Annotated in this window: 7 protein-coding genes and 2 tRNA genes; 8 read left to right on the forward strand and 1 reads right to left on the reverse strand. The window is 46.1% G+C overall.

What is annotated here, in order from left to right; all coding sequences use genetic code 11:
* Positions 1-106 precede the first annotated feature (106 nt).
* The 5 genes from porW (at position 107) to E5358_RS09645 (ending at position 7,802) form a co-directional block, all read left to right on the forward strand.
* Positions 107-3,835 carry a type IX secretion system periplasmic lipoprotein PorW/SprE gene (gene porW / locus E5358_RS09625; protein ID WP_277821245.1) on the forward strand — a complete coding sequence of 1,243 codons (3,729 nt, stop codon included), beginning with the start codon at positions 107-109 and terminating at the stop codon, positions 3,833-3,835.
* Positions 3,836-3,880: 45 nt separating this feature from the next.
* Entirely contained in the window at positions 3,881-5,503 is a 1,623-nt protein-coding gene (gene porX / locus E5358_RS09630; protein ID WP_135939978.1) for a T9SS response regulator signal transducer PorX, read from the forward strand.
* A gap of 36 nt (positions 5,504-5,539) precedes the next feature.
* Complete coding sequence (locus E5358_RS09635; RefSeq protein WP_135939979.1) at positions 5,540-6,409, forward strand: glycosyltransferase; 870 nt, start codon at positions 5,540-5,542, stop codon at positions 6,407-6,409.
* Positions 6,410-6,443: 34 nt separating this feature from the next.
* Entirely contained in the window at positions 6,444-7,493 is a 1,050-nt protein-coding gene (locus E5358_RS09640; RefSeq protein ID WP_135939980.1) for a glycosyltransferase, read from the forward strand.
* A gap of 235 nt (positions 7,494-7,728) precedes the next feature.
* Positions 7,729-7,802 (forward strand) — tRNA-His (locus tag E5358_RS09645).
* A 616-nt stretch (positions 7,803-8,418) separates the two neighbouring features.
* On the opposite strand, the gene E5358_RS09650 is transcribed toward E5358_RS09645, so the two are convergent.
* Positions 8,419-8,492: transfer RNA gene (locus E5358_RS09650), tRNA-Met, on the reverse strand.
* A gap of 176 nt (positions 8,493-8,668) precedes the next feature.
* Here E5358_RS09650 and E5358_RS09655 point away from each other — a divergent pair.
* The 3 genes from E5358_RS09655 to E5358_RS09665 all read left to right on the forward strand — a co-directional run bounded on the left by E5358_RS09655 (position 8,669) and on the right by E5358_RS09665 (position 12,942).
* Positions 8,669-10,576 carry an LptF/LptG family permease gene (locus E5358_RS09655; protein ID WP_135939981.1) on the forward strand — a complete coding sequence of 636 codons (1,908 nt, stop codon included), beginning with the start codon at positions 8,669-8,671 and terminating at the stop codon, positions 10,574-10,576.
* Between the two features lie 192 nt (positions 10,577-10,768).
* Complete coding sequence (locus E5358_RS09660) at positions 10,769-11,962, forward strand: pyridoxal phosphate-dependent aminotransferase (protein WP_135939982.1); 1,194 nt, start codon at positions 10,769-10,771, stop codon at positions 11,960-11,962.
* Positions 11,963-12,108: 146 nt separating this feature from the next.
* Positions 12,109-12,942 carry a MotA/TolQ/ExbB proton channel family protein gene (locus E5358_RS09665; RefSeq protein WP_135939983.1) on the forward strand — a complete coding sequence of 278 codons (834 nt, stop codon included), beginning with the start codon at positions 12,109-12,111 and terminating at the stop codon, positions 12,940-12,942.
* The last annotated feature ends 18 nt before the right edge of the window (positions 12,943-12,960 follow it).

Below are 12,960 nucleotides of genomic sequence, written 5' to 3' on the forward strand. Positions count from 1 at the left end.
TCTGACATACAATATTATAAGCGAACTGCCGTTATTAAAATAGTGTGCACATCGTGCATGATTGCGGCAGTCCCGCATAACACAAAAACAATAATCCGGCACTCCATTGCTAATACTTGCAGTCTCCATACTTGTGCTTGGCGCGCTGTGCGCCATTTTGGGACTTCTTGCCAAAGGCGGCAAGGAGCAACCAGTCAATGCCGAGCCGACATGTGCCACATGCACCGGTGAGAATGCAAAATGTGAGCAGGAATGCATGCTTGAGGCGGCTGTCAAGGACATAGAATACTATGATGATGAGCAGCTTGACAGGTTTCAGGGGCGTGATTCCGACAGTTACGACGATGATGAAGTGGAGGAGTTTGCCGATGTCATGTACACACTGAAGGAGGATGAAGTGGCAGGGTGGAACCGCAGCCTTATCCTCCGCAACATAAACTTCCCTAATCAGTTGAAGGATGAGCTCATTGCGCTGCTCTCAAAGGCGTCGGTTATCCTTGCAATAGTCTTTGTGTGTGTGGGCTTACAGGGATGTTCCACTCAAAAGAATACGTCAGCATCACGCTGGTGGCATGGCTTCAATGCAAGGTACAATACGTATTTCAACGGCTCTCAGGCATACATTGAAGGCTCTTTGGAAAAGGAGAACGGCAACAAGGACAACTACACCGAGATGCTGCCACTCTACTATGTCGGCAATAAGGCAAGCCGTGAACTTGGTAAGTCTAACTTTGAGACTGCTGTGACCAAGGCGCAGAAGGCCATCAAGCAGCATTCCATAAAGAAACGCCCCCAATGGACAAAAAGCCGCAAGAAGACAGAACGCGACATAGAGTGGCTCAACCGCCGCGAATATAACCCGTTCTTGTGGAAGGCTTGGATGCTTATGGGACGCTCACAGTTCCATATTGGAGCATTCGATGAGGCAGCCGCGACTTTCTCGTACATGTCGCGACTGTACAGGACACAGCCTGCCATTTATGGCAAGGCACGTGCATGGCTGGCAAAATGCTACATAGAGCAGGACTGGCTCTATGATGCAGAGGATGTCATACGCAACATGTCGCGTGACTCGATAGACTGGCGCGCAAGGAAGGAGTGGGACTACACTCTTGCCGACTACTACCTCCGCACCGGTGACCTTGAGCAGTCGGCGGTTTATCTGCGCAAGGTCATACGCCACGAGATGCGCTCTAAGCAGCGTTCCCGTGAATGGTACATCCTCGGACAGGTGTACGCCGCTTTGGGAAAAGGCACGGAGGCCTATGACGCTTTCCGCCGTTGCATCCGTCAGAATCCGCCTTACGAACTCGAATTCAATGCGAGAATAGCCATGACGGAGGTTCTGCCGCACAACCAGGCGAAATCAAAAATCGGAAAACTCAAAGCCATGGCGCGCTCGGACAAGAATGCGGAATATCTTGACCAAGTGTATTATGCAATGGGAAATGTCTATCTTGCCGAGAAAGACACCATAAACGCCATTGCTGCATACGAGAAAGGAAACAGGGAGGCGACACGCTCAGGCATAGAGAAAGGTGTGCTGCTGTTGCATCTCGGTGACCTTTACTGGGCTGTTGAGAAGTTTGGCGACGCCCGTCGGTGCTATGGTGAGGCGATAGGTCTGCTTGACAAGGACCGCCCTGACTATGAGCAGTTGGCAGAACGTTCAAAGATACTTGACATTCTTGCACCGCATACAGACAACATACATTTGCAGGATTCTCTGCAAAGCCTTGCGAAAATGAATGAGAAAGAGCGCAATGCAGCCATCGACCGTGTCATTGAGGCTTTGAAAAAGAAGGAAAAGGAGGAGCGTCTTAACAAACTTGAAGAGGAGGCGCAAAAGAATGCTGCCCAAGGAAACGTAGCTGGCAACACGACACAGAAGACACCTCAATCGCCGGCTTTTGGTCAGGCGAGCACGTTCTATTTCTATAACCCCATGGCTGTGCAGCAGGGAAAGCAACTCTTCTTCCGCCAATGGGGCAAGCGAGAGAATGCCGATGACTGGCAGCGTGCCAACAAGACCGTTGTGGCTTCGGCATCTTGGGAAAATGAGGGCGAGGCAGGAATGGACTCTGACAGTGTTGGTGTGGCAGGCACTGACTCTGTTGCAGCCGGTGATGACATGGCGGAGAAGTCTGATTCAGCTGCTCTTGACCCACACAAGCGCGAGTATTATCTTGCACAGATTCCTTTTACTGAAGAGCAGCTTGCTGCTTCCAATCAGATACTTTCCGATGCTCTCTTCAATGCCGGTGTGATTTTCAAAGACAAACTTGACAACCTGCCTTTGTCGGAAAAGGAACTGAAACGCCTTACAAGGGATTTTCCTGATTTTGAGAAGAACGATGAACTGTACTATCATCTGTTCCTTTTGTATTCACGCAAAGGAGACTTTTCAGAGGCAGGGATTTACAGGAGTCTGCTGGCGGAACGCTATGCGGATTCGCAATGGTCAAAGATTGTCAATGACCCGAACTTCGTCGATAACATGCGTTATGGCACTCATAAGGAAGATTCCCTGTATGCAGAGACCTATGAGGCATTCAAGGCGGATGATTTCGTGACGATGTCGCGCAACAGTCGTGTCTCCGAGCAGCGTTATCCGCTTGGCGCACACAGGGACAAGTTCCTGTTTGTGGGCGGCATGACGCGCCTGAACCAGGGCGATGCTGACAGTTGCCTCCATGCCATGGAGCGTGTTGTCGGTGAATATCCGCAGAGTGAGGTCTCCCCGCTTGCCGGAATGATAATCAATGGTGTCAAGGCTGGGCGCAAACTGAGAGGTGCGAAGTTTGACATCGCCAACATTTGGGATTACCGCTCTACGGTTTTGACCGAGGATGCTGACACAACAGTCTCGTTCTCTGCAAACCCTGACGAGGAGTTCATATTCCTTATGACGTACAACCCTGATTCGCTCAACGAGAACCAGTTGCTGTACAGTCTTGCGAAATATAACTTCACAAGCTACCTTGTGCGCAATTTCGACATCGAAATCGAGAATTTCAGCGACATGCACCGCCTTGCCGTCAGTGGTTTCCGTAACTTTGGCGAAGCACTTGTGTATGCCCGTGAACTTTACCGCAACACCTCAATCATGACCATTGCCAAGGGCAGTCGCAATGTTGTCATAAGCAGGACGAATCTTCCGCTCCTTGGGGCGCAGTTCAGCTATAATGATTATGACAAGTTCTATTCTGAACATTTCGCTCCTTTGCCAAGACCGTCGATAGCTGTCCTTGAGGAGCAGACAGTCTCACCTGAACAGTATGATCCTGAATTGACACCGGATTCCGATAAAAAGGATGATAGTGAAGACGAGGAAACTTCTCCTGCAACCGGTGAAGATGACGGTATCATTGTGCCGGAAGATGTCCCGGCAGAAAATGAAACTACGGAGATCGTGACAGACGCTGCTACCGAAACTCCTGCAACAGAAGAAGCTCCAAACAATGATGACGGTATCATTGTCCCTGTTGAACAGCCAAGTCCGGAGAGTGGACAATCACAGGAAATCCAGGACAGCCCGTCAACGGAGATAAAGAATGATGACGCAGTCCCGGAGGATTCTACAGGCAATGAAGGTGTGGTTGTCACACAGCCTAAGGAGAACCCTGCAAAGGCGGAAACTCCAGTAAATACTGTAACGGAAAAGACGCAACAGCAGCAGAACAACGGCAACACTGTCCGTATGGACATCAACAGCGATATTCTTGAGATTATCGACGAGGATGCAGTGAAGAACGATACCCCTTCCAATAGTGGCAAGGTATCAAAGGAGCCGGTCGAAAACGATGACGAGTACTTTGACTTCGACGGCTTCTGATGGTAGTGCTCAAATGTAACTTCTTATAACAGACTAAATTCAGAGATGACTAACGGCAAAATTCTTTGGGTAGACGATGAGATAGAACTTCTTCGAGCCCACATAATATTTCTTGAAAAGAAAGACTATGAGGTCATTACCGTGTCCAATGGTACTGACGCCATAGAGCAGTGTCAGCAGCAGACGTTTGACTTGATTCTGCTTGATGAGATGATGCCGGGAATCACCGGTCTTGAAACTCTTCAGCAAATAAAGGCTGTACAGCCACACACTCCTGTCGTTATGGTAACCAAATCCGAAGAGGAGAATATCATGGACCAAGCTATAGGGCAGAAGATTGCCGACTACCTTATCAAGCCTGTCAATCCTTCGCAGATTCTTCTTGCATTGAAGAAACATATCCATTGTCGTGAGATAGTTACGGAAGTTACACAGACCCATTATCAGCAGTCGTTCGGACAACTGTCCATGCAGATAATGGAGTGTCGCACACTTGCTGACTGGAAAGCCGTCTATCAACGTCTTGTACTTTGGGAACTGGACTTGTCAGAGACAGATTCGCAGATGACGGAAATGCTTGTTTCACAGAAAGAAGAGGCAAACGCAGGATTCGCGAAGTTCATAAAGCAGAACTACATGTCTTGGGTGGAGCCAAAGACATTCCTCGATTATGACCGACGTCCGGTGCTGTCACCGGACATCTTCCGTAAATACATTTTCCCTGTGCTTGATGGCAAATCATCATCGCCTGCCAATCCGGAAAAAGTGTTCTTTATTGTTGTGGATAATTTCCGCTATGACCAGTGGCGCATTTTGTCAAAAGAGATAGGTGATATGTTTGACATTGATGAGGACATGTACCTCACAATACTTCCTACAGCAACCCAATATGCACGTAATGCCATATTCTCAGGACTTATGCCTGAGCAGATAGAGAGGATGTTTCCGGAACTATGGATAGAAGAGGATAGTGAGGAAAGTAAGAACCTCAACGAGGCACCGCTGATACGCACACAGATAGAAAGATACCGAAGGGATTATTCGTTCTCTTATAACAAGGTCAATGACTCTCAGGGAGCAGAACGATTCCTTGACAAGCTGCCCAATCTTTCTCAGAACGACCTGAATGTCCTTGTTGTCAACTTCATAGACATGTTGTCACATGCGAGGACAGAGTCAAAGATGGTGCGTGAGCTTGCCAACAATGAGTCTGCATACCGTTCAATAACGCTGTCGTGGTTCCGCCATTCTGTACTTGCAGAACTTTTCCGCAGGCTGGCACAGAGTGATTACCGGATAATACTTACTACAGACCACGGCTCGATACGCTGTGGCAAGCCTGTAAAGATTATAGGTGACAAGAACACTAATACCAATCTGCGTTATAAGCTCGGCAAGAACCTTAACATTCTGCCAAACGGTAATGGCGGAGCAAAGGAGAAGGACTTGTTAAGGGATATTTTCATTGTCAAGGAGCCTGCCAGGGTTCAGCTCCCGTCTCCAAATCTTTCCACAAATTATGTGTTCGCTACCGGCAATTCTTTCTTTGCCTATCCGAATAACTATAATTATTATGTGTCATACTTCAAGGATACATTCCAGCATGGGGGCATTTCCATGGAGGAAATGCTTGTGCCAATCATAACAATGAAACCACGCAAACGCTGAAGGCCGATAATAGATTTTAATTATAGATAACCAGAAATGATTACTTTTATAATATGTAGCCTTGACCCTGTCAAAGCTTCTGCCGTAGAGCAGAATGTACGGAAGACGATAGGTGTGCCATGTGAGTTTATCATAGAAGACAACCGGGAAAAAATAGGGGGGGGTAAAGGCATCTGCACTGTATATAACCATTGTGCAGGAAAAGCCTGTTATGAGTATCTCTGCTTCCTACATGAGGATGTGGTATTCCATGGAAATGACTGGGGACAGTCTGTTATAGCACAACTGCGAAAGAAAGATACTGGTGTCATAGGCTTTATGGGCAGTGTCTACAAGAGCAAGTCGCCGTCAGGATGGAATGTGTTGCCAAGACTTAACCGGTCTCATTTCATCCGGACAGACAAAGTTCAGGGAGTGCGTAGAAGTGATGAGGGGACAGGAGATTTCCGTCCTTGCCTGCTGTTGGATGGAGCATGCATCTTTGTAAGGCGTGATGTCTGGGCGGAGATTCCTTTTGACGAAGATATGCTTGACGGTTTCCATTGCTATGATATAGACTTTTCCCTGCAGGCATCGGCAAAGGGGTATCGCAACTATGTCTGCGGAACGGTATGGCTGGAGCATCTCTCCGATGGTGTGTTTTCGGATGCGTGGGGTGATGCGACATTACGCCTTTATCTTACAAAATGGAAGCATGCAATGAGTGCGAAAGAATTGGAAACCAATGAACTTGATTACATCTCGGGGCACCGTTCTTTCATAGAAGCCCGCAGTTTTTATGTGTTTCTAAAAAATCAGAAGAGCAGGAAATGGAACAAAGAAGAACGCTGCAAGCTCCGCTCGCTCTTGTTCCGTCATATAACACATCCTGTACTGTGCTTGAAATGTTTGCCTTATTTGGTTTAATCACTGTCACCATAAAAATATTGATTATACACATATGATTTCCATTATAATCTGTTCTCGTTATTCGTCACTTTCACAAGAGCTCCTGAATAATATTCGTGCGACTATCGGTGCTTGTGAATATGAACTGATTCATATAGAGAATACAGAAAACACATATAATATTTTTGAAGCGTACAATCTTGGTGTCCGCAAAGCGATGGGAGACATACTCTGTTTCATGCATGAGGATATTCTTTTCCATTCTAACGAGTGGGGGATGAAAATCACCAAATGGCTGACTAATGATGATTATGGTATTATCGGTGTTGCCGGTGGCTATGCAATACTTTCTCAAAGTGATTGGCGGCTGTATGGTAAATGCCTTGTGAATCTTATACAGGGATATAATACCATAGAGGAGGATAGCAAGTATTATGTTCCGCATGATTCTCCGCATAAAGCGAACCGGAAGATAACCGAGCCTGTTGAAGTTGCAACGCTTGACGGGGTATGGTTCTGTATTAGGAAAGAATTGTTTGAAAAGATTTCGTTTGACGAAGTCACTTATGATGGCTTCCACATGTACGATACTGATATATGCATGCAGATTCACCAGCTTGGAAAGAAAGTCATGATATGTCCTGATGTATTGCTGGAACATCTGTCCATAGGGTCATACACTCCTTCTTTTGGCAAAGGGCTTGCTGCTTTTCATGCAAAATGGAAAGATTGTCTTCCGGTAATAAAGACAATAACTTTGACCGATGAACAAATAGAAGCGTTGTATAAGCGTGGAATGTCCCGTCTTAAAGAATACATCATCCTTGACGGTGTGAAAAACGGACTGAAGCAGTTATTTGCTGAGAAAGCAAAAGGGTTGCCTGTCCGTCCTTTCACTGATAAGGAAAAGAGTGTAATGAAAAAGTCAAAGTATACTTACTGTAAGTCGACAATCAAGAATCGTAATCTGAGCTTTTCTGAAGCATATCGCTGCGTTCGCCCGTACCTTATGGATAATTACTGCCCTCATAAGCACAAAATAGTTCTCAAATTTATATGGTACAGAACCATGATAGGGCTTAAACGCAGAAGTTATGATTAGTCTGAAGGCAGAGCCCCTGTACCGAAGGAATGCCGGAATATACTTTGATGTTTGTAAAGAAAGGTTCATAAATGCATAAATATTAAGGTAAATTAAGCAGAAAAAGAAAAAAAGCGTAGAATTATTTGGTCATTTGAAAAAAAATGACTACCTTTGCACTCGCTTTTGAGATAAGGGAATGAAAATGTTGCAGAGTGGCTTTGATTTTCTTTCTTGATAGCAAAAGACATAAATGGTGCCCGTAGTTCAGTTGGTTAGAGCGTCAGATTGTGGTTCTGAATGTCATGGGTTCGAGTCCCATCGGGCACCCTGAAACGGAATGAGGTTGAAATCGTAAGGTTTCAACCTCATTTTCTTTTGATTAATCGGGACGCAAGGTAAGGAGGAGGTGTGTGAGTGTGTGTGGCTAAATTGCGGTTAAATTGTGGCAATAAGACGGCTCAGTAGAAATTTAGTGGGGAGTTGGTTTGAGTTTTTAAATAACCCTACTCATGTCAGCAACTCTCTAAAAGTGTGGCTCCGCCACATTTTCGGAGGTCGGACACACATCACAAGTGTATATCCAACTAAGTTTCTACCGGATCAATAAAACGGCTCTCATATTATGAGAATCCTAATTTTGACATTTTGCAAGCAAAGTGACTGTTGTTGATTGCAAAATGGTGGGTGTTTCGGCGCTTTTGGTGAATGGAGGAATTAATGAATATTAAAATGCTGTTGGTTATGCGAAAGATAACGCTTTGCTTGGTAAAAGGTAACCTTTCGCAAGGCAAAACGTTACCTTTTGCAATATCAAAGGTTATCTTTCATTTTGTCATCCATGGCTTTGTAATGTAATGACAATGATTGAAGTTAAGGTTTTCCGAAGGCTGTCTTAGAAGTGGATAAAACCAAAAAGGAGCTGCAAACCTGCAACTCCTTTTTGTAGCGGGAGGGGGGCACGATCCCTCGACCTCCGGATTATGAATCCGACGCTCTAACCAGCTGAGCTATCCCGCCATACCGTTTGTTCTTAAAAGCGAGTGCAAAGGTACGACTTTTTTTTGAATTGGCAAAGAGTTTTGCTGTTTTTTTTATCAAATATATTGAAAATTTCTTTTATTCGAGATTTTATTACTAACTTTGCACCCTGAAAATATATATACAACGTACGTACTGAGGCGTGCGATTTTTCTATGTTCAGAATAAAGAAACTCGATATATTCATAGCCAAGCAATTCGGACTGCTTTTCGCAGGAACGTTCTTCATCTGCCAGTTTGTGCTGATGATGCAGTTCCTGTGGCGTTATGTTGATGAGCTGATAGGCAAAGGGCTTTCGCTGGATGTGCTGGCGAAATTCTTCTTCTATATGGGTCTGATGCTTGTGCCGCAGGCCATTCCTCTTGCCATTCTGTTGTCATCATTGATCGCTTTTGGCAATCTTGGCGAAAGCTCGGAGCTGACGGCGATAAAGGCTGCTGGCATATCACTCATGCAGGCGTTCCGTTCGCTGATAGTGATAGCACTGTTTATCACTGCCGGCTCATATTTCTTCCAGAATGACATCGCACCGGAATGCCATAAGAAGATGGCACAGCTTCTTGTCGCGATGAGGCAGAAGAGCCCGGAACTGGAAATCCCGGAAGGTGTGTTTTATGATGGCATTCCCGGCTGCAACCTCTATGTCCAGAAGAAAGATGTCGGGACAGGCATGCTGTACGGAGTGATGATTTACCGCATGACAAACTCTTTTGAGGATGCGGCGATAATACTTGCAGACTCAGGGCGCTTGCAGTCTACGGCAGACAAGCACCATATTGTGCTTACACTGCATTCCGGCGAATGGTTCGAGAACATGAAGTCACAGGAGCTGGCCGGGAATTCAAATGTCCCTTACCGCAGGGAGACTTTCATGGACAAGCGCATAGTCCTTGACTATAATGACGATTTGGAGGTCGATGACAATGTCTTTGCCGGTGATGCCCGTGGCAAGAGTATCGATGCCATAAAGGAGGGGCTTGCCAAGACACGGCATGCCATCGACAGTGTTGGCATGGCGGTGAAGAGGGATATGGACAGGCAGTATTTCTCCAAATATATGCCGGAGAAGCGTGATACTGTTACCGGGTCGCGTCTTGCAAAGGCAGGCAACAAGGCATATGACCCGGACAGCGTCTATTCCCACCTTTCTGCTGAGGAGCAGCGTACGGTCATGGCGCAGACCGCCAGTGAGGTGAGGATGGCGAAGGATTTTCTTTCGTTTGGAGGGCTGATGGCGAAGAATGGCCACCAAGTTGTGCGTGAACATTATCTTGAATGGACAAACAAGTTTACCACAGCGTCACTCTGCCTTATTTTCTTTTTTATAGGTGCTCCCCTCGGTGCTATTATCCGAAAGGGTGGTCTTGGTGTACCTGTGATAATCTCTGTGTTTGTCTTCATTGTCTTTTACATCTTGGACAATACAGGCTTCCGCATGGCACGAATAGGTGACTGGCCCGTATGGTTTGCCAAAGGCATAGCACCAACAGTCTTAATCCCTACTGCCGTGTTTTTCACGTATAAGGCCAATAAGGATTCCGTTGTGTTCAACATGGATATGTATGTCGACGCTTTCAGGAAGATTTTGGGACTTAGGCTGCAGAGGCGCATTGCAATGAAGCAGGTCATCATAGAAGAACCGGATTATGCAAGTGACAAGATGAGGCTGCAACAGGTCACGGAAGATGTTGCAAGCTATAATCAGGCGCATCGTCTGTGGCTGATGCCTAATATAATAAAGGTGTTCTTCGTATATGTCCCTGACAGGGAGATAGAACGTATAGTTTTGGAACTGGACAGCGTTATAGAAGACCTTGGGAACACTCGCGACAAAGGGGTAATGAAACTGTTGAGGCAGTATCCTGTTGTTTCAATAAAAGCACATACGCGTCCTTTCGACCGACGCTGGATGAATATTGTGGCTTTCGTACTCTTCCCTGTCGGAATTTTCCTGTATCTGCGAATGTGGCGCTTCCGTCTTCGACTGCTTGCTGACTTGAAGAAAATCCATGAACTCAATGATGCCGTGATTAAGAGGATAGAGGGGATGGCTGTGCTGTAAAATGTCGTCCCGGATGCTTGCCGCCATGGCTGTGCTGTGTAGTTGCGAATGCGAGTGTCAGCCATTTTTGTGGTTATACGTTAAAAGAATAAAAGAGAAACAGAAAAGTGGAGCAAATATTCGCCAAAATGAATAAAAATAACTAATTTTGCACAGATTAACAAAATAACAATAAGTAAAAACGGAATTGCTATGTCAAATTTATCAGAACGCTTGAACCGTCTGGCACCGTCAGCAACTCTTGCTATGTCACAGAAGAGCTCTGAGATGAAGGCGCAAGGGATTGATGTCATCAATCTCAGTGTAGGTGAACCTGACTTCAACACTCCCGAACATATCAAGGCTGCCGCAATCAAGGCTGTTGAGGAAAACTGGAGCCGCTACAGCCCGGTGCCGGGCTACCCGGAATTGCGTAAGGCTATTGTCAACAAGTTGAAGAATGAGAATGGTCTTGATTACGAGCCGTCTCAGATTCTTTGTTCCAATGGTGCCAAACAGTCTGTCTGTAACGCAATAATGGCACTTGTCAATTCCGGTGATGAGGTTATTATCCCTGCACCGTATTGGGTGTCTTATCCTCAGATGGTCCTTCTTGCAGAAGGTACGCCTGTTTTCGTGGAAGCCTCTATAGAACAAGATTTCAAGATCACTCCTGAACAGTTAGAGGCTGCTATCACTCCAAAGACACGTGCAATCATACTGTGTTCTCCGTCGAATCCTACAGGCTCGGTGTACAGTAGGGAAGAACTGGAAGGGTTGAAGGATGTGCTTATGAAGCATGAACGTGTGATTGTCATTGCGGATGAAATTTATGAACATATAAATTATATGGGCAAGCATGCCTCTATGGCGGAGTTTGCTGACATCAAGGACCGTGTGGTGGTCATTAACGGTGTGTCAAAGGCTTACGCCATGACAGGATGGCGTATAGGCTTTATTGCTGCACCGGAATGGATTGTCAAGGGATGCAACAAGCTGCAAGGACAGTACACTTCCGGTCCATGCTCTGTTTCACAGAAGGCCGCAGAGGCGGCTTTTGCCGGCGACCAGCAGTGTGTGGAGGACATGCGCCTGGCTTTTGAACGCCGCAAAGACCTTATCGTAAAATTGGCTAAAGAAATCCCGGGTCTTGAAGTCAATGACCCGCAGGGAGCATTCTACCTGTTCCCCAAGTGCTCAAGTTTCTTCGGAAAGGAATATGAAGGCAATGTGATACGCACATCTACCGACCTTGCACTTTATCTTCTTGAAAAAGCACATGTGGCAACAGTTGCCGGTGATGCATTTGGCTCGCCTGAATGCTTCCGTATGAGCTATGCCACAAGTGATGAGAACATCGTGGAGGCAATGCGCAGAATAAAGGAAAGCCTTGCATTACTCAAATAGTAAAAAGGTTTTTTGACTGCAAACGTGGTTAAAATTCCTTAAACTCGCAGTTTATTCTAATAAATTGCGTATCTTTGCGAGGAAAAACAATTGTGGAAACTTATTTCTAATCAATATTTATAATTAAATCTAAACAAAAATCAATTATGGCAAATTCACAGAAAGCAGCTCCTGCTCAGAAGAAGCAGGGCTTCACAGGTGTTCGCGCAGCGATTTGGATTATCGTACTCTGTTTCATCGCAGGTGTATGCTTCTTCGAGTTCGTACTCGGCAACCCGGACAATTTCCAGGGCGGTGACAACGCAAACGCTCCTCTTCCAGGTAACCTTCTCGGTACAATCTACAAAGGTGGTATCGTCGTTCCTGTGATTATCACACTCCTCTTCACCGTGGTTGCTCTCTCAGTAGAGCGTGCTCTCGCACTCTCAACAGCTCACGGTAAGGGCAAGCTCGCTAAGTTCGTCCAGGATGTGAAGGCAGCTCTTGCAGCTAACGACCTCGCTAAGGCTCAGCAGCTCTGCGACAAGCAGCAGGGTGTTGTAGGCAACGTTGTTTCTGCATCTCTCAAGACTTACAAGGAGATGGAGACTGCAACAGGCATCAAGAAGGAGCAGAAGATCTCTAAGATTCAGCAGGCTCACGAGGAGGCTGTACAGCTTGAGATGCCAACTCTCCAGATGAACATGCCTATCCTTGCAACTCTCGTTACTCTTGGTACTCTGACCGCTCTCTTCGGTACCGTTGTGGGTATGATCAAGTCATTCGCAGCCCTCGCAGCCGGTGGTGGCGGTGACTCTCTCGAACTCTCTACAGGTATCTCTGAGGCCCTCGTAAATACTGCATCAGGTATCTTGACTTCTTGGTGTGCTGTTATTGCTTATAACTTCTACTCTAACAAGATCGATAAGCTTACTTACGCTCTTGACGAGGTTGGTTACACAATTGCTAAGACATACGAGGCTAACCACGAAGAGGCTTAATCTTTTTACTAACCCTTT

This window comes from Palleniella muris (assembly GCF_004792655.1).
GTDB lineage: Bacteria > Bacteroidota > Bacteroidia > Bacteroidales > Bacteroidaceae > Prevotella > Prevotella muris_A.

What these genes read in the sequence shown, in the direction of transcription:
- porX (WP_135939978.1), top strand. Translation starts at nt 3,881, where the DNA reads ATGACTAACGGCAAAATTCTTTGGGTAGACGATGAGATAGAACTTCTT.
- E5358_RS09635 (WP_135939979.1), top strand. Translation starts at nt 5,540, where the DNA reads ATGATTACTTTTATAATATGTAGCCTTGACCCTGTCAAAGCTTCTGCC.
- E5358_RS09640 (WP_135939980.1), top strand. Translation starts at nt 6,444, where the DNA reads ATGATTTCCATTATAATCTGTTCTCGTTATTCGTCACTTTCACAAGAG.
- E5358_RS09655 (WP_135939981.1), top strand. Translation starts at nt 8,669, where the DNA reads ATGTTCAGAATAAAGAAACTCGATATATTCATAGCCAAGCAATTCGGA.
- E5358_RS09660 (WP_135939982.1), top strand. Translation starts at nt 10,769, where the DNA reads ATGTCAAATTTATCAGAACGCTTGAACCGTCTGGCACCGTCAGCAACT.
- E5358_RS09665 (WP_135939983.1), top strand. Translation starts at nt 12,109, where the DNA reads ATGGCAAATTCACAGAAAGCAGCTCCTGCTCAGAAGAAGCAGGGCTTC.